This window comes from Pseudomonas vranovensis, assembly GCF_040438935.1.
Taxonomy (GTDB): Bacteria; Pseudomonadota; Gammaproteobacteria; order Pseudomonadales; family Pseudomonadaceae; genus Aquipseudomonas; species Aquipseudomonas vranovensis.
In genome coordinates, this window is sequence record NZ_CP159259.1 from 156,571 (window position 1) to 173,141 (window position 16,571).

A 16,571-nucleotide genomic window follows, 5' to 3' on the forward strand; every position below is an offset into this window, starting at 1 on the left:
CAGTGCTTGCTCTTTCAATTGGAATAAACCTTTTGAAATCAACCACTGGGACGCTTTTCTGGGGCGCGTGTCTCCTGGCTTCAACTGAAGGTCAGTTGTCGGGATTCAACTCAATGTTATGGGGTTGCACAAGCATAGTGCCACTCCAATCGTGCTGTAGGTCATCTCTCACATGACGCTCGAGAATCGTTACGGGTGGTATGAGCGATGGCTGAGGGGATAAGTTCCGAGCGCGGTTCAATGGCGGTGAAAGATTTTTAAATAATTTTTAAAGTGCCACTACTTTCAATGTGATGGCACGCAGGAGTTTCGTCCCTGTATATAAAGGGCGAACGTGGGGAGGGATGTTTTTGTGCCAGCATCGAAAATTATTTTTTGAAATTCGTCAAAAAATTACGAACGGTCTTATGGCGTTTTGCGATAAAAGCAGGGAAATAGAAAATTGACGCCAAATTCACGGCGCTATTTAGGCCGGGGCAAGCCCGCTCCCACAGGAGGGGGCGAGCCAATACACCGTTCAGTGGGACATGCCTTCAATCACTCTTTTCAGCGAGGCCGGCAACATCGGCCCATGCCCCAATCCCTCGAACCGCTCAAAGCCAACCTGCAACCCCTGCACCTTGGCCAGATCCGCCACCAGCTCCCGCGCCGGCCGCTCTACATCGCCGTTGACCGGCGCGCGGGGGCTGGACGGTTCTTCACTCCCGCGCATCAGCAACAGTCGCGGGCGGCTGTCGCCCAAGCGTTGCTGCAACCCCTGCGCCTCGCGAATGATCGCGCCGTCATGCCACCACAACGATGGGCTGGCCGCCGCATAGTCGCTGAACTCGCCAGGCCGGGTGAACAGCGCATGCAGCACCGCCAGGCCCCCATAGGAGTGCCCCCACAGGGTCTGGCGCTGGAGATCGATCGGGGCCACGCCGGCCACCATGGGCCGCATGCGTTGAGCGAGCAGGTCGAAAAACGCATCGACGCCCCCGCTGGGCTGCCCGCTCAGGGGATCACGCTGGTGCGCCTGGCCGGGCACTTGCGGGGTGTAGTCAAAGGTACGTCCTGCTCGCTCGATGCGCAGCTCGGTCTGGTAGCCTACCGCTACCAGCAGCGGCGCCTGACCTGCCGCCAGTGACTTCAATTGCTCGCTGTTCAAGGCGCCCAGGGCGGCATTGCCGTCGAGCATCCACAGCACCGGGTAGCCTGCAGCAGGCGCCTGGCGATCGGGCTTGCCGATCCACAGCCGGTAATGACGCTGGCCGTCTGCAGAATCCAGATCGATGTGGCTGAAGCGGTAGGCCAGATCCTGGCGCTGCAGCAGCGAGGTGTCCATCTGCTGTTCGGGGGCTGGCTGGGCCAGGGCAACAGGCGCCGCAAGGGCAAGTGTCAACGCCAGGGACAGGGTCATCTTGCTCATCAGGTGTCTCATCAGGGCTTGCACGGCGCGCAATGCGGGAGGGCCAAGATGATAGTGGGTGCCGGCTGCGCGTAAAGCGCCTTAACTTTCTAAACACGCCTTGCCGCTAGGCAGCACGATATGCAGGCACAGGCCGGGATGCCCGTTGCTGGCCCACAGGCGACCGCCTTGCAGTTCGATCGCGCGGCGGGCGATGGCCAGCCCCAGGCCGAAGCCTGCGCCACTGTCGGCCAGGCGCTGGTAGGGCTTGAAGATGCGTTCGAGGTCAGCTTGAGGTACGCCTGGGCCCTGATCGCTCAGGCGCAGGTGCCAGCAATCGCCCTCACGCCAGCCATCAAGGCGGACCAAGCCTTCGGCGGGCGAATGACGGATGGCATTGCGCATGAGGTTTTCCAGCGCCTGGGCCAGGCTGTCCAGATGGACCTGCACCAGGCAGTCGATACCAAGCGAGCAGGGCAAGCGGGTGCGGTCCCAGCCGCTTTCGAAGCAGATGTCCTGGGACAAGGCTTCCCACACTGAAACCATCAAGACCGGTTCGGTGGGTAGTTGTGGCTGCTCGGTGTCCATCCAGGCAAGGTCCAGCGTGTCCTCGAGCAGCTTCTGCATGTCGTTCACTTCGCGCTCCAGGCGCTCACGCATCTGGGCAGGCGGCAAGTCGCTGTCATGGGCGATCCGTAGCCGTGCCAGGGGCGTGCGCAGCTCGTGAGACAGCGTGCGCAGCAGCAGGCGTTGTTGTTCAAGGCTTTGACGAAGGCGCCCGGCCATGTGTTCAAAGGCCTGCGCCAGTTCACCCAGCTCGTCGCGCCGCTCTTGCAGGGGGAGGCCGGGGTTGCCCAGGTCGTCTGCGCACAAGGCGTCGGCGCGGTCGCGCAGGCGGTTGAGGGGTACGACCAGATGCCGGTAGATGGCCAGGCCCAGCAGCAGTGCAAGCAACGTGGGTGCGATGCCGTGGGTGATGACGTGGGTCCAGGGCGTCAGGCCCGTCGGCAACAGGCGCTCGGGGAGTTGCAACACCAGGCGGCCGTCCTCGGGATGTTGCGGGAACTCGATGCTGACGTAGGGCAGTTGATCCTGCAGGCGTCGGCTCATCGGCCAGGCGATTTTGCGCATGAAGGCCAGGCGGCTGGCCTCCTCGGCATTCAGCGGCGTAGTGCCAAGGCTCTGTAGATGCGGGCCGACCAAGGCTACCCAGGTGTTCTCGGCGTCTTGCAGTTTTCTGCGAAAGGCCTCTGCGCCTTGCGCGCCCCCTTGCTGCCAGGCGTGTTCAGCTTGCTGCGCATAGCGAGCGAGATAGTCCTGGTCGGCCTGGGACAGGAAGTAGGTGCTGCGCTCCACCGACAAGCCCCAGGTCCAGATCAGCCAGGTCAGCAGCAGGCAGAAGCTGACCTGCAGTGCCGCCAGTTTCCACAGCAAGGGATGGCGGCGCATCAAGGTTGTTCCTGGTCGACCAGGATGTATCCCTGACCGCGCACGGCCTGGATTTGCATGTGCTGGGCACCGATATCGGCCAGCTTGCGGCGCAGGTTGCACACATGGACATCAAGGCCGCGGTCCAGGCGGGTATAGGCTCGATGCAGCACGGTCTGGTAGAGGAATGCCTTGCTCAACGCTTCGCCGGGATGGGCGTTGAGTGTGGCCAGCAAGCGAAATTCAGAGGCGGTAAGGCCGGCCGCCTTGCCGTTGTGATGGATGTCCTGAAGGCTCTGGTCAAGGATCACCTCGCCGGCTTCGGTTTGCTGGGAGGTAGCGCGGTCGAAGGCCACACGCCGCAACAGTGCATCGACCCGTGCGTCCAGTTCGGGCAGGCTGAAGGGCTTGGGCAGGTAATCGTCCGCGCCGCGGGTGAAACCACTGATGCGATCCTGCTCGGCCCCCAGCGCCGACATCAGCATCACCGGTACGGCCTGCTGGCGGCGTATTTCATCGAGCAGGCTGAGGCCGTCGATGCCGGGAAGCATGATGTCCAGCAACACCAGGTCGAAGCGGTGGTGCTGCACCGCATGCAGGGCCTGGGTGCCGGTGGCACAGGCGTGAACCAGGAAGCTGCGGTTGAGGAAGTGCTGCTGCAGGTCCTCGAGCAGGCGTGGGTCATCTTCGGCGAGGAGGAGCGAGGTGGGCATGGTTGGTCTTGAATGAGAATTTATATCAGTTGTGATCATCCCATTGCGAGCCGGGTGAGGGCAATCGTCCTGTGCTGAGTCTTGCCTGCTCATGGCCGGTTAGCGGCCGCAGGTGTGTTAAGAAGGTTAATCCTGCTGCACCCCTCGTTGCCCTCCGGTATCGTTCGCAAAAAGCAATTGGTTTCGTTTGCGATTGACTGTCATTTAAGTGGCGGCCGTCAGCCCTGTCCAGTCCTTATCCCTCGCCAATCGTCAGGCATCGGCCGTGACGCGGGGGGTGGCTGCCCGCAAGAAGGTGGCTTGAGCCACTCGTCACGGTGGCGGGCGAACCACGTGTTTCTGTGTCCACTGCAAATCCAACTGAAGGGTGTGTCATGAGCGGTTTTAAAGGTGTGGGGAGCCCGCTTCGGGCTCGGGGATGGCTGGTGCTGGGGATGTTGGCGCCGTTTTCGTTTTCGGCACTGGCTGAAACAGTGGCGACCCAGGCTGCTGCACAAAGCTCGGTCGAGTTGCCGACATTGACCATCGAAGGCAACCGCCTGTACGACATGCTGCCTTCGCAAGACACCGGGGGCTACAGCGTCGAGGCGGCCACCGTGGGCACCAAGACCCCCGCGCCGCTCAAGGACATCCCGCAATCGATCACTGTCTACACCCAGGACTACGTCAAAGACCGCCAGTTCGTGCACCTGGATGACCTGGCCAAATACACCGCTGGCCTGCGTACCCTGACCAACGACAGTGGTCGTTCGTCGATCTATTCCCGCGGCTACGAGTACAGCGAATTCAATATCGACGGCCTGCCGGCGCCGATGGCCAGCATCTTTGGCACCGTGCCCTCGCTGGCTGCCTTCGATCGTGTCGAGATCATGCGTGGCCCGGCCGGGTTGTTCAGCAGCACCAGCGAACTGGGCGGTATCGTCAATATGGTGCGCAAGCGCCCGATCGCTCAATTCCAGGGTCACGTTGAAGCCGGCTATGGCACATGGGACACCAATCACGAAGAAATCGACCTGGGCGGGCCGCTGGATGATGCTGGCCGAGTGCGCGGGCGTTTTGTCGCTTCGCGTGACGACACCAAGGGTGAAGTCGACTACAACGCCAACACCAGTAATACCTATTACGGCGCGCTGGATATCGACCTGGACGACGCGACCCTGTTGTCGTTCGGCCTGATCCACGAAGTGAAGGACATTACCCCGCACAACGGCTACCCGGCATCACTGTCCGGCGAGGTGCCCGACTTCAGCCATTCCAGGTTCCTTGGTGCCGACTGGAACTACTTCGACGGCAAGACCACCGACCTGGTTGCCGAATTGACCCACCGTTTCGATAACGGTGGTTATGGCCGTGTCGCCGCCCGTGGCTCGCACCGCGACACCGAATACCTGTATGCCTTCACCGCGACCAATGCCGTCAACGGGTCCAACTCCGAACGCGCCAGCGCCCGGGACTTCACCCAGGACACCTACTCGCTGGACGCCAGTTACAGCCAGCCGTTCGAAGCCTTGGGCCAGGTCAGCGAGTTCGTGGTGGGCACCGACTACAAGAACTACGACACCGAATACTTGAATGGCACTACCAACCTGGGTGCAATCAACGTCAACACCTACTCGCCGAAGCAGTTCGCCAAACCGTCGCCGAACTACAGCACCGAGACCGGCATGCAAGAGGAAGAATACGGCTTGTACTCCAAGGTCACCTTCCGCCCGGTCGAACGCTTGGCGCTGATCGCCGGTGGCCGCTTCAGTTGGTATCGCGGTGACTTCTACACCACGACCTTGAGCACAGGGGCGACTAACAACGACGACAAGCGTGTGGATGGGCGCTTTACGCCGTATGGTGGCCTGGTCTACGACCTGACCGAGAGCCATGCGTTGTACGCCAGCTACTCACAGGTCTATAAGCCGCAGTCGGACGTCGACAGCAGTGGCCGGGTGCTCAAGCCGCGTGAAGGCGATCAGTATGAGTTCGGCCTCAAGAGCAGTTACCTGGGGGGCGACCTCAACACGCGCTTCTCGGTATTCCGCCTGACCGACAAGAACCGCGCCTCCACCGAGTTCGATGTCGACGGCGTCGACACCGGCTTCTCCGTCGCTTCCGGCAAGACGCGCGTCAAGGGCGCCGAAGTGGAAGTCAGCGGCAAGTTGACGCAAAACTGGGAGTTGCTGGCGGGCTACACCTGGATGGAAACCGAAACCCTGGACGGTGATGACGAAACCAATTTCTTCGTGATGCCGCGCAACCAGGCCTCGCTGTGGAGCAAGTACACCCTCAGCCAAGGCCCGCTGTCCGGGCTGGCCGTCGGTGGCGGCATCTCGGCGATGAGCCACTTCTACTCCGAGAACGGCGGGGTGCGTATCGATGCCCCGGGCTACGCCACCGTGGATGCGATGGTGTCGTACCCGGTCACCTCGAAGCTGACGGCCACTCTCAACGTCAACAACCTGTTCGACCGGGACTACTTGTCGCGGGTAGGTTCGATCTCGACGTTCAACTTCTATGGGCCTTCGCGCAGCATGATGGTGGGCGCGCGGTACGACTTCTAGCGTTACGCGTCCGGATGATCGCGCAGGAACACCAGGTTGTCCGGCTTCGATTGATCGGCGCTGTAGTAGTAGCCCTGAACGTCGAACTGCTTGAGCTGCTCGGGATCGTTGATGCGCTCCTGGATCACGAAGCGGCTCATCATGCCGCGGGCCTTCTTGGCGTAGAAGCTGATGATCTTGTACTGGCCGTTCTTGAAGTCGCGGAATTCGGTGTTGATGATCCGTGCCTTGAGGGCACTGCGCTTGACCGCGCTGAAGTACTCGTTGCTGGCCAGGTTGAGCAACAGGTCGTCACCCTGGTCGGCCAGGGCCTGGTTCAACCATTCGCTGATGCGCGTGCCCCAGAAGGCGTACAGGTCCTTGCCGCGGGCGTTGGCCAGCTTGGTGCCCATTTCCAGGCGATAGGGTTGCATCAGGTCCAGCGGACGCAGCAGGCCGTAAAGACCCGAGAGCATGCGCAGGTGGTCCTGGGCATAGCTGAAGTCGTCCTCGCTCAGGCTCTGGGCGTCGAGCCCGGTGTACACATCGCCCTTGAATGCAAGCAGCGCCTGCTTGGCGTTATCCGGGGTGAAGGCCGGGGTCCAGCTGCCGAAGCGGGCGGCGTTGAGGCCGGCGAGCTTGTCGGAAAGGTGCATCAGCTCGCTGATCTGCACCGGCGACAGTTCGCGCAGTTGCACGATCAGTTCCTGGGAATCGTCCAGGTACTGCGGCTGGGTGTAGCGCTGGGTTACCGGCGGGGTGTCGTAGTCGAGGGTCTTGGCGGGGGATATCACCGTCAGCATCGGTTGGGCTCCTTGAATCGTGAGGCGATTCTACGGGGCGGGGGCTGTGATCTCCAGCTATGACGTCAATAGCCACAGACCATCCCGACGCTTGACGTTATAGTGCGCGGCGAGGAAACCGGAGACCTAGATCGTGCGCATTGCCCTGCTGTTACTGACCGGACTGCTGAGTTTCGGCGCCCAGGCCGCGCCCTTGCCATTGGCAACCTTCGACCGTAGCCACTGGCCGGAGCAGCTCGACAGCCCGACCTTGTTCGATGTGGCCTCGCGGGCCGAGATTCTTGCATTTGCGCAGGCCTTGCACGCCAGCGAAGCACTGGATGAACCGGCCCTGGCAGCACGACTTGGGCTCAAGCAGGTCAACCTGGCGTCCATCGACAAGGTACGCCAGCGCTTGTGGCAGCAGTTGTGGCGCAACTATGACCTGGCCCAGCAAAGCTGCGAGCAGGATGCCTCGTTCTGTTATGTGATCGACGGCGTGGCCGAACTGCGCCGGCAAGCGGCGACGTTCGAAGTGGCCGCTGATTCGTTCTATGCCGGCTGGACCGCTCTGAGTCGGTCGTTCCATGAGCGATACCTGAACGAGCTGCTGCGCAAGGCCGCGCTTTTTCCACAGACCGCCAGCGAAGTGGAGCGTTTCTCGGACCTTGAGCGCGATGGCAATGAGCTCAATGATCGGCTGTTCATGCTGACCTTCGATGCTGGCCCGGGTGCGGGCACGGCTGCACTGGCGGATTACCTGCGCCGGCAGAAGCTGGGTGCGACCTTCTTTGTACTCGGCAACAGCTTGCAGACGCGTCGCGACAAGACCTCGCTCGCGGACCTGCGTGCGCTCTACAAGGGCCAGTGTGTAGGCATCCAGGGCTGGCAGTACCGTTCACACGGGCAGTGGCAAGACTGGCAAGGTTCGGTGATGCGCAGCCAGGCGCGGGTTCAGGCGGACCTGCCCGATCAGTATGTGCCACTGTTCAGGCCGCCCTACGGCCAGCGACGCGCCGACAGCCAGGGGTTTTTCCAGGGCCAGGGGTTGCAGGTGGTGCTGTGGAATATCGATGCCCAGGACCAGGGCGCGCTCAGTGCCGAGCAGTCGGCGCAACGGGTATTGACCCTGATGCTGCTCTGGCGTCGCGGCATGATTCAGTTCCATGACGCCCAGTCCAAGGCGCAGGAGGCGGTGGCCTGGCTGCTCGGGCAGACATCGCAGAGCGGGATCGGTTGGGAAGACTGTCGGCAGTTTGCCGGGAAAAGCTGACAACAGGCGGGAAGGGCAACGCTCAGCAATGAAATGCCACCTGCATTTCACTGGGCTGGATTTATGACTTTAGCGGTGCTTTGACCGTGCGCCAAGGGCTAAGTGTCATCACGAAAAATAAACTTCAAAAATACGTAAAAATGCTTTTTCCGGTCATGGGTTTTGCGGTATCAAGGAGTCAGACCGCCGAACCCTGCATCACAGGTGGCGTCATTGGGCACCAGTAGTGTGAGGGCAGCTTCCCCGCCGTAACGACGCGGCAGTGGGAGGTAACGGCGGCCACTTCACGGCGCAGCACCGCATGGGTATTGCGTCGTCTGGCCCCCACAAAGGTGACCGAGTATGGATGATCAAGGACGCACCACTTCCTCCAACCAGCCAATCCTTTATGTGCTCGATACCAATGTACTGATCCACGATCCAAACGCATTACTCAACTTCGAGGAGCACCACGTCGCCATACCGATGACGGTGCTGGAGGAGCTCGACAAACTCAAGACCGGAAAACACACCATCGCCGCCGAATGTCGCCAGGCCATCCGCCTGATCGACCAGACCCTGGGCGATGCCTCGCCTGCCGATGTCGAGCAGGGTGTGCCGATCCAGCGTGGCAAGAGCGGTCCCAAGGGGTTCCTGTCGATTCTGATGAGCCCGCGCAACGAGCCCAACCGCCTGCTGCCGGAAAACCTCAACGACAACATCATCATCAACCAGTTGCTGGAACTGCGCAGTCGGCGCACGGATCGCGACGTGGTACTGGTGACCAAAGACATCAACATGCGCCTGAAGGCCCGCGCCTGTGGGATCGCGGCCGAGGACTACAGTACCGACCAGCTGGTTGACGACGTTTCGTTGCTGTCCAAGGGGTATCACAGTGTGACCGGCTCTTTCTGGGACCGGGTCAGCAAGGTCGAGACCCGCCAGGACCGCGGCCGCACCTGGCATCGGGTGCAGATGATCGACAACCTGCCGGCTGTGCATATCAACGAGTTCATCATTGACGAGCAAGGCTTCGTGGGCTGGATCAAGGGCATCAAGGATGGCGAGCTGGTGCTGCTCGACTTGCATCAGGAACCCTTGCTGCACCAGGAAGCCTGGGGCCTGAAACCGCGGGATATCCACCAGAGCCTGGCGCTGTTCGCGCTGCTCGACCCGGACATCCACCTGGTCAACCTGACCGGCGCCGCCGGTTCCGGCAAGACCATCCTGGCCCTGGCCGCTGCAATCGAGCAGACCATGGTCAGCAAGCGCTATCGTCGTATCATCGCGACCCGCAGCGTGCAGGGGCTGGACCAGGAGATCGGTTTTCTGCCGGGCACCGAGGCGGAAAAAATGGAGCCTTGGCTGGGGGCAATCACCGACAACCTCGAAGCCTTGCATATGGACGACGAGAACACCCACGGCAGTGTCGACTACATCCTCGAGCGGGTGCCGCTGCAGTTCAAATCCCTGAACTACATCCGCGGTCGCAGTTTCCAGCAGAGCCTGATCCTGATCGATGAATGCCAGAACCTGACCCCGCACCAGATGAAAACCATCATCACCCGTGCAGGCGCCGGTTCCAAGGTGATCTGCCTGGGTAACCTGGCGCAGATCGACACTCCCTACCTGTCGGCCACCAGCTCCGGCCTGACTTACCTGACCGAACGCTTCAAGGACTTCCCCAACGGCGTGCATATCACCCTGCAGGGTGTGCCACGCTCGATCCTGGCCGAATACGCCGAATCGCACTTGTAACCTCCAGCCACCGGGCGGTCGTACCGCCCGGTGTTTTTTCGCTGCGAATACCTGACTCCTGGGTTTACACTCTTTGCTCCTGAACAGGAGGAAGGTTGTGCTGACTCATCTAGATTCCCAAGGTCGGGCCAACATGGTCGACGTCACTGAAAAAGCCGTGACTGCGCGCGAGGCTGTGGCTGAAGCGCGGGTTCGCATGCTCCCGCAGACCCTGCAGATGATCGTTGACGGCGAACACCCCAAGGGGGATGTCTTTGCCGTGGCGCGCATTGCCGGTATCCAGGCGGCGAAAAAGACCAGCGACCTGATCCCGCTGTGCCACCCGCTGATGCTCACCAGCGTCAAGGTCGAGCTCAGCGCTGAAGGCACTGACACCGTACACATCGTTGCCCGCTGCAAACTGGCCGGGCAGACAGGGGTGGAAATGGAAGCACTGGCCGCCGCCAGTGTCGCGGCCCTGACTATCTATGACATGTGCAAGGCGGTGGATCGCGGCATGGTCATCGAAGGCATTCGCGTGCTGGAAAAGCTCGGCGGCAAGAGCGGTCACTACCAGGCGGATGACGTGCAATGAACATCAATGTGGTGTATTTCGCTCGCTTTCGTGAAGCACTGGGGCGTGATGGTGAAGCCTTGCAGGGTGAGTTCAAAACCCTGGACGACGTACGCCGGGCCCTGCTGGCCAAGGGTGACACGCATGCTTTTCTCGCCGAACAGAACCTGATGTGTGCCCGCAACCAGGACTTGTGCAAATTGGATGAGCCGCTGCAAGACGGCGATGAAGTGGCGTTCTTTCCGCCTGTGACCGGGGGTTGAGATGAGCGTAAGGGTTCAGCTCGCAGCATTCGACCCAGGTGTTGAAGTCAATGCCATGCACGCGGCCAATGTCGGAGTTGGCGCGGTGGCAAGCTTCATTGGCTACGTGCGCGACTTCAACGATGGCCTGGAGGTGGCTGGCATGTTCCTGGAGCATTATCCGGGAATGACCGAGAAAGCACTGGGCAAGATTGTCGTCGAGGCCGAGCAGCGCTGGCCGTTGCTCAAGGTCGAGGTGCTGCACCGTATCGGCGCACTGGAACCGGGTGAGCCGATTGTGTTTGTCGGGGTGGCCAGCGCTCACCGCCAGGCGGCATTCGACGCCTGCAACTTCATCATGGATTACCTCAAGACCCGTGCCCCGTTCTGGAAGAAAGAGCAGACCAGCCAAGGCGAGCGGTGGGTGGATGGCAAACAGACTGACAAGGATGCTGCGGGGCGGTGGTGATCTACATCGCTGTCGCGGGGCAGGCCCGTTCCTACAAGTAGACGCGGGGTTGCCCCGCGATACTTGAGTTTTCATACAGAAAAGTCCAGTATGGAATTATAAGTACAAAATAATTCCAGGCTCACCCGTGCCTGCTTCCTTCCCTCTGTCTTGCAACACACCTCCAATAACGAGCGAGAGAGACCCTCATGAACAAGTTCACCCTGATCAGTGGTCTGGCCTTGAGCCTGTTGGCCAGCAGCAGTCTGTTCGCCGCCGAGAAAACCTTGCGCATTGGCATCGAAGCCGCCTACCCGCCGTTCGCCTCGAAGAACGACAAGGGGGAGATCATCGGCTTCGACTACGACATCGGCAATGCCCTGTGCGCGCAGATGCAGGTCAAGTGTGTGTGGAACGAGGTCGAGTTCGACGGTCTGATTCCGTCGCTCAAAGTGAAGAAGATCGATGCCGCGCTGTCGTCGATGACCATTACCGATGAGCGCAAGAAGTCGGTGGATTTCACCCATAAGTACTACTTCACCTCCTCGCGCCTGGTCATGAAGAAGGGCGCCGTGGTCGATGATCAGTATGCAAGCCTCAAGGGCAAGACCGTGGGCGTGCAGCGCGCCACCACCACCGATCGCTATGCTACCGAAGTGCTCGAGCCCAAGGGCATCACCATCAAGCGCTACAGCAACAACGAAGAGATCTACATGGACCTGGCGTCCGGGCGTGTGGATGCAATTTTCGCCGACACCATTCCGCTGGATGACTTCCTGTCGATGCCGCGTGGGGCCGACTATGCCTTCACAGGCCCCGAGCTCAAGGATCCGAAGTACGTCGGCGAGGGTGCCGGGATTGCCGTGCGCAAGGGCAATAGCGAACTGGTCGGCCAACTCAACAAGGCCATCGATGGTATTCGCGCCAGCGGCGAGTACCAGAAGATCCAGGCCAAGTACTTCAAGACCGATATCTACGGCGATTGATCGCCCTGCTCAGGGCCTGAAGCCATTCAGGCCTTGAGTTCCTTCAGGTGTTTGTACACCGTCGCCCGTCCCATCCCCAGCACATTGGCCACATAGTTGGCCGCACTCTTGCCCTTGAACGCGCCTTCGGCGTGCAGGGCCAGCACCAGCTCGCGCTTGTGGTCGCGGGTCAGCAGGTTCAGGCTCAACTGACGCTGGCGCAGCCAGCTGTTGAGGAAGGTGTTGATACGTTCCTGCCAGTCATCGCGAAACAGGGCATCAGGTTGCGGGATCAACCGGCTGGGCGATAGGAACAGGTCCAGCGCCGCCTTCGCGGTTTCGAACAAGGTGATGTTCAGGTTGATGCACAGCACCGCCAGCGGCTTGCCGCTGCTGTCGCGCAGCACTGTGCTCAGGGAGCGGATCTTCTGGCCGTCCCAGTTGAGTTTTTCGTAGGGACCGATGTTGGTTTCATCGGTGCCAGCCTCGAACATGTCCTCCAGCGCCGCATCGTCACCCACCTCACGCTTGGACAGGTTGTTGGCGATGTAGTCGATCTTCTGGCTGCGCAGATCGTGCAGCACCACCTCGGCGTGGGGAAAGAACAAGGTGGCGATGGCATCGGCGATGGCCCGGTAGTTGTCCAGGACAGGGTCGGGGTGGGGTGTCGACATTCAGGCAGGCTCCAGGCGGTGTCAGCGCCCCGGTCACCAGGGCGCTGGGAGTGTGCCGCAATCGCGGCGGCGCGTCACCCTTGCAGGCGGCGGGGCGACAGCATCTCGGGGTTCAGGCCAAAGCCCTTGAGGTGATCGTCCAGCGCCTGGCCGCGGACCAGGGCGGCACTGGCCTGGCCCATGGCTGGTGACGTCTGGATACCATAGCCACCCTGTGCCGCGACCCAGAACAGGCCAGGCACCTGCGGGTCGAAACCGGCGATCAGGTCACCGTCGGCAACAAAGCTGCGCAAGCCGGCCCAGGTGCGGGTTGGCCGGCGAATGCTCAAGGTGGTGGCTTCTTCGATCTGGTAGATGCCCATGGCGATGTCCAGCTCTTCGGCTTGCACATCATGGGGTTCGACCGGGTCGGCGTTGGCCGGGGAGCCAAGCAACATGCCGGCATCGGGTTTCATGTAGAACGATTCGTCGAGACTGACCAGCATGGGCCAGGCATGGCTGTCGATGCCTTCGGGCCCGGCAAAGATAAAGGCGGCGCGGCGTTTTGGTTGCAAGCCCAGCGGCCGCGCACCGGCCAGCACGCCGATCTGGTCGGCCCAGGCTCCGGCGGCGTTGATCAGCACGGGGGCGCTGAACGTACCGCGGCTGGTCTGCACCTGCCAGACACCGTCGGCATCGCGGCTCAGTTGCTGCACGTCGCAGTTGCTGTGGACTTCACCTTGCTGGCGGCGGATACCACGCAGGTAACCCTGGTGCAGGGCGTCGGTATCGATGTCGCTGGCGCTTGGATCAAGCAGGGCGCCGTGGACCTTTTCACGGCGCAGCACGGGCAGCAGTGCGCAGGCCTGGTCAGCATCCAGTAACTCGACTTCCGGTACGCAGGCTTTGGCGCTCTGGTACTGGCGCTGCAGTTCCTCGGGATCACCGGTGAAGTCGACGGTCATCTCGCCACGCGGGGTCAGCAGGGGATGCTCGGCAAAGCCCGCTGGCGGGTGGTCGAAGAACGCTCGGCTCGCCAAAGTCAGGGCGCGTACCTGGGGCGTGCCGTAGGCTGCGGTGTAGAGCGCTGCGGAACGGCCGGTGGAGTGGTAGCCGGGCAGTGACTCGCGTTCGAGCAGCAGCACACGGCCGTGGGCCGCCAGCCAGTATCCGGTGGAGGCGCCGGCAACACCGGCGCCGATGATGATGTAGTCAGCCTGTTGCATGAATCTCTCCTCAGCGGCCGTGGTGCAGCTGGTACAGCGCATTGGCCAGGGCGATGTCTTCAAGACCCAGGCCAATGGAGCGGAAGAACGCATGGCGCTGATAGGTGGGGCGCGGGGCTTGCTCGCTGAGCACCTGGGCCAGGTCGCCGACAATTGTCTCCGGGTGCCAGCCGTGCTGTTCGGCGGCGATGCGCATCTCGCCTGCGCTGCCTGGCGTGGTTACCCGGTAGTCGCAGTACACATCCATCTCACCCAGGCAAGCTGGCGGTACTTCGTGGGCGCGCACGGCGTTGGTGCTGATCGATGTAACCAGTGCGGGTTTGCTCAGGGTACGCGGGTCGATCACCGGCGAGGCCGATGAGGTGCAGAGCAGAATCACGTCGGCATCCGCCAGGGCCTGTTCGAGGTTGTCGCACAGTTGCAGGCGCGGGTCGAGCTCAGTCAGCGCCTGACGTTGCTCGGCGCTTTGCTGCGGCAGGCTGGGAGAAAACAGGCGAATGTCCTGCCACTGGCGCAGGCCGCGGACATAGTGCAAATGCGCGCGGGCAATCGGGCCGCTGCCGATCAGGGTCAGGCGGCGGGCATCGGTGGAGGCCAGCGCGTCGACGGCCACGGCAGTGGTAGCGGCAGTACGCGCGGTGGTCAATTCGCCGGCATCGCACAGCAGCAGCGGCTGGCCGCTGTCCATGGACATCAGCAAGGTCCAGGCGGTGACCAGGGCGCCTTGCTGGCGGACGATATAGGGCGATGTCTTGACCCCGTAGACTCGCTCATTGGCAAGTACGCCACCGTAGTTGATGAAGTCGCCTTGGCCACCGGGAAATTCCACCAGTTGCTGGGGCGGCTGCACCGCTTGCCCGGCCGCGAGGTCACGGAACAGGTTGCGCAGGATCTGCGGGACATCCACCTGGGCAAGCAGTTGGCGAGCGTGCTGTTTGTCGATGACGAGTGGCGCGGACATGCGATGCTCCAAATAAACTATTTTGTCCATTATGGACTTTTTGTTTATTTGGGCAATATCGTTGGTCTGAAAATGCGAAAAGCATCGCGGGGCAAGCCTGCTCCTACCCGCTGGAGAGGGCTTGCCCCGCGATGCCTTTAACGATCAGAAAATCAGTGATGCTTGCGCTGTACCGGCTTGAGCAACTCGGTCGGTGGCATCTCGCAGCTGATCTTGCGGCCCAGCAGCTCTTCGATGGCAGGCAACTGGTAGGAGTCGTCTTCACCGGCAAAGCTGATCGACACACCGCTGGTGCCGGCGCGGCCGGTACGGCCGATACGGTGGACGTAGTCGTCCGGGTCTTCCGGCAGGGTGAAGTTGATCACATGGCTGATGCCGTCGATGTGAATACCACGACCGGCAACGTCGGTTGCCACCAGCACGGTGATTCGGCCTTCGCGGAAGCTCTCGAGGGTCTTGATGCGCTTGTGCTGTGGTACATCGCCCGACAACTGGGCGGCATTGACGCCGTCGCGTACCAGGCGTTCCTCGATGCGCCGCACTTCGTCCTTGCGGTTGGCGAAGACCATGACCCGTTCCCACTTGTTTTCGGTCACCAGGTTGTACAGCAACTTGTACTTGTCGCTACCGGCCACGGCATAGACGTGTTGCTCGACCGTTTCGCTGGCCACGTTCTCCGGCTCGATCTCGACGATGGCGGGGTCGGTGGTCCACTGCTTGGCCAGGTTCATCACGTCTTCGGTGAAGGTGGCCGAGAACAGCAGGGTCTGGCGTTCGCTCTTGGGGGGCGTCTGGCGGATGATCTGCCGGACCTGAGGGATGAAACCCATGTCGAGCATGCGGTCGGCTTCGTCCAGCACCAGCACCTCGACCATGTCCAGATGCGCTTCGCCGCGCTGGTTGAAGTCCAGCAAACGGCCCGGGGTGGCGACCAGGATGTCGCAGTGACGGGCTTCGAGGGCCTTGAGCTGCTTGTCGAAGTCCATGCCGCCGACAAAGGTCATCACGTTCAGGCCGGTGTACTTGGTCAGCGCGGCGGCGTCCTTGGCGATCTGTACCACCAGTTCGCGGGTCGGGGCGATGATCAGTGCCCGCGGCTCGCCCATGTAGCGCTCTTTGGGCGGCGGGGTCTGCTGCAACTGGGTGATGATCGAAATCAGGAAGGCTGCCGTCTTGCCGGTGCCGGTCTGGGCACGGCCAATCGCATCTTTGCCACGCAGGGTATAGCCCAGCACTTGCGCCTGGATCGGCGTGCAGTAGGGGAAACCGAGGTCATGGATAGCGTGCATCAGCTCGGGGGAGAGTTTGAAATCATGAAAGCGGGTCTTGCCTTCCTGCGGCTCGACCATGAAGTCTTCGAGCTTCCAGGTAGAGGCGGCAGGCTTTGGCTTGCGCTCGTGGCGCGGTTTTGGCTCGGCCGGTTTCTCGGCGCGTGCCGATACTGTGGCCTCGACGTTGAGCGGGGCAGCCGGGGCAGGGGCCTGGGGGGCTGCGGGCGGCTGCACCACGGGGGCAGCGGTTTCGGTGGCGAGTTGCTCAACCTCGCTCTTGCCGAACATCTTCTTGAGTGCTTTGAGCACGGTCATCTCATCAATTGGTTAAGGAATGTACGCCGGCCAGTGTAATGCAAGATTCGGGCGCGGCGTAGGGGATTGCGAAGACAACTACAGGAAGT

General features: G+C 61.6%; 15 protein-coding genes. 7 read left to right on the top strand and 8 right to left on the bottom strand.

Going from position 1 to position 16,571, the window contains the following annotated elements; genetic code table 11:
* Positions 1-517: 517 nt before the first annotated feature.
* The 3 genes from ABVN19_RS00770 to ABVN19_RS00780 form a co-directional block, all read right to left on the bottom strand.
* A complete protein-coding gene (locus tag ABVN19_RS00770; RefSeq protein WP_036989674.1) occupies positions 518-1,408 on the bottom strand; it encodes an alpha/beta hydrolase in 891 nt (296 codons plus the stop codon).
* 81 nt (positions 1,409-1,489) lie between these two features.
* Positions 1,490-2,836 carry a sensor histidine kinase gene (locus ABVN19_RS00775; RefSeq protein WP_105641907.1) on the bottom strand — a complete coding sequence of 449 codons (1,347 nt, stop codon included), beginning with the start codon at positions 2,834-2,836 and terminating at the stop codon, positions 1,490-1,492.
* Positions 2,836-3,528, bottom strand: coding sequence for a response regulator transcription factor (locus ABVN19_RS00780; RefSeq protein ID WP_105641908.1), 693 nt, complete (start codon positions 3,526-3,528; stop codon positions 2,836-2,838). The genes ABVN19_RS00775 and ABVN19_RS00780 overlap by 1 nt, the downstream gene beginning before the upstream one ends.
* Before the next feature lie 374 nt (positions 3,529-3,902).
* Between ABVN19_RS00780 and ABVN19_RS00785 the strand changes: the two genes are divergently transcribed.
* The gene (locus tag ABVN19_RS00785) at positions 3,903-6,077 is read left to right on the top strand and encodes a TonB-dependent siderophore receptor (protein ID WP_105641909.1); all 2,175 of its coding nucleotides are present in this window, start codon (positions 3,903-3,905) and stop codon (positions 6,075-6,077) included.
* Positions 6,078-6,079: 2 nt separating this feature from the next.
* On the opposite strand, the gene yaaA is transcribed toward ABVN19_RS00785, so the two are convergent.
* Entirely contained in the window at positions 6,080-6,859 is a 780-nt protein-coding gene (gene yaaA / locus ABVN19_RS00790; RefSeq protein ID WP_028943241.1) for a peroxide stress protein YaaA, read from the bottom strand.
* 133 nt (positions 6,860-6,992) lie between these two features.
* Between yaaA and ABVN19_RS00795 the strand changes: the two genes are divergently transcribed.
* The 6 genes from ABVN19_RS00795 (at position 6,993) to ABVN19_RS00820 (ending at position 12,077) form a co-directional block, all read left to right on the top strand.
* Positions 6,993-8,111 carry a polysaccharide deacetylase family protein gene (locus tag ABVN19_RS00795; protein WP_105641910.1) on the top strand — a complete coding sequence of 373 codons (1,119 nt, stop codon included), beginning with the start codon at positions 6,993-6,995 and terminating at the stop codon, positions 8,109-8,111.
* 342 nt (positions 8,112-8,453) lie between these two features.
* The gene (locus ABVN19_RS00800) at positions 8,454-9,848 is read left to right on the top strand and encodes a PhoH family protein (RefSeq protein WP_028943243.1); all 1,395 of its coding nucleotides are present in this window, start codon (positions 8,454-8,456) and stop codon (positions 9,846-9,848) included.
* Between the two features lie 97 nt (positions 9,849-9,945).
* On the top strand, positions 9,946-10,422 hold the full coding sequence (gene moaC, locus ABVN19_RS00805) for a cyclic pyranopterin monophosphate synthase MoaC (protein WP_028943244.1): 477 nt from the start codon (positions 9,946-9,948) through the stop codon (positions 10,420-10,422).
* Positions 10,419-10,664 (top strand): molybdopterin converting factor subunit 1, encoded by a 246-nt coding sequence (moaD, locus tag ABVN19_RS00810; protein ID WP_028943245.1) that lies wholly within the window; start codon positions 10,419-10,421, stop codon positions 10,662-10,664. Before moaC ends, moaD begins: the two co-directional genes overlap by 4 nt.
* 1 nt (position 10,665) lies before the next feature.
* The gene (gene moaE, locus ABVN19_RS00815; protein ID WP_028943246.1) at positions 10,666-11,112 is read left to right on the top strand and encodes a molybdopterin synthase catalytic subunit MoaE; all 447 of its coding nucleotides are present in this window, start codon (positions 10,666-10,668) and stop codon (positions 11,110-11,112) included.
* A gap of 188 nt (positions 11,113-11,300) precedes the next feature.
* Positions 11,301-12,077, top strand: coding sequence for an ABC transporter substrate-binding protein (locus tag ABVN19_RS00820; RefSeq protein ID WP_028943247.1), 777 nt, complete (start codon positions 11,301-11,303; stop codon positions 12,075-12,077).
* Between the two features lie 26 nt (positions 12,078-12,103).
* Here ABVN19_RS00820 and ABVN19_RS00825 read toward each other — a convergent pair whose 3' ends face one another.
* The 4 genes from ABVN19_RS00825 to rhlB all read right to left on the bottom strand — a co-directional run bounded on the left by ABVN19_RS00825 (position 12,104) and on the right by rhlB (position 16,482).
* Positions 12,104-12,730 (bottom strand): transcriptional regulator, encoded by a 627-nt coding sequence (locus ABVN19_RS00825; RefSeq protein WP_028943248.1) that lies wholly within the window; start codon positions 12,728-12,730, stop codon positions 12,104-12,106.
* Positions 12,731-12,804: 74 nt separating this feature from the next.
* Positions 12,805-13,935 (bottom strand): FAD-binding oxidoreductase, encoded by a 1,131-nt coding sequence (locus ABVN19_RS00830; RefSeq protein WP_028943249.1) that lies wholly within the window; start codon positions 13,933-13,935, stop codon positions 12,805-12,807.
* Positions 13,936-13,945: 10 nt separating this feature from the next.
* Positions 13,946-14,896, bottom strand: a complete 951-nt coding sequence (locus ABVN19_RS00835) for an ornithine cyclodeaminase family protein (RefSeq protein WP_028943250.1) — start codon at positions 14,894-14,896, stop codon at positions 13,946-13,948.
* Positions 14,897-15,048: 152 nt separating this feature from the next.
* Positions 15,049-16,482, bottom strand: coding sequence for an ATP-dependent RNA helicase RhlB (gene rhlB / locus ABVN19_RS00840; protein ID WP_105641911.1), 1,434 nt, complete (start codon positions 16,480-16,482; stop codon positions 15,049-15,051).
* Positions 16,483-16,571: the final 89 nt, after the last annotated feature.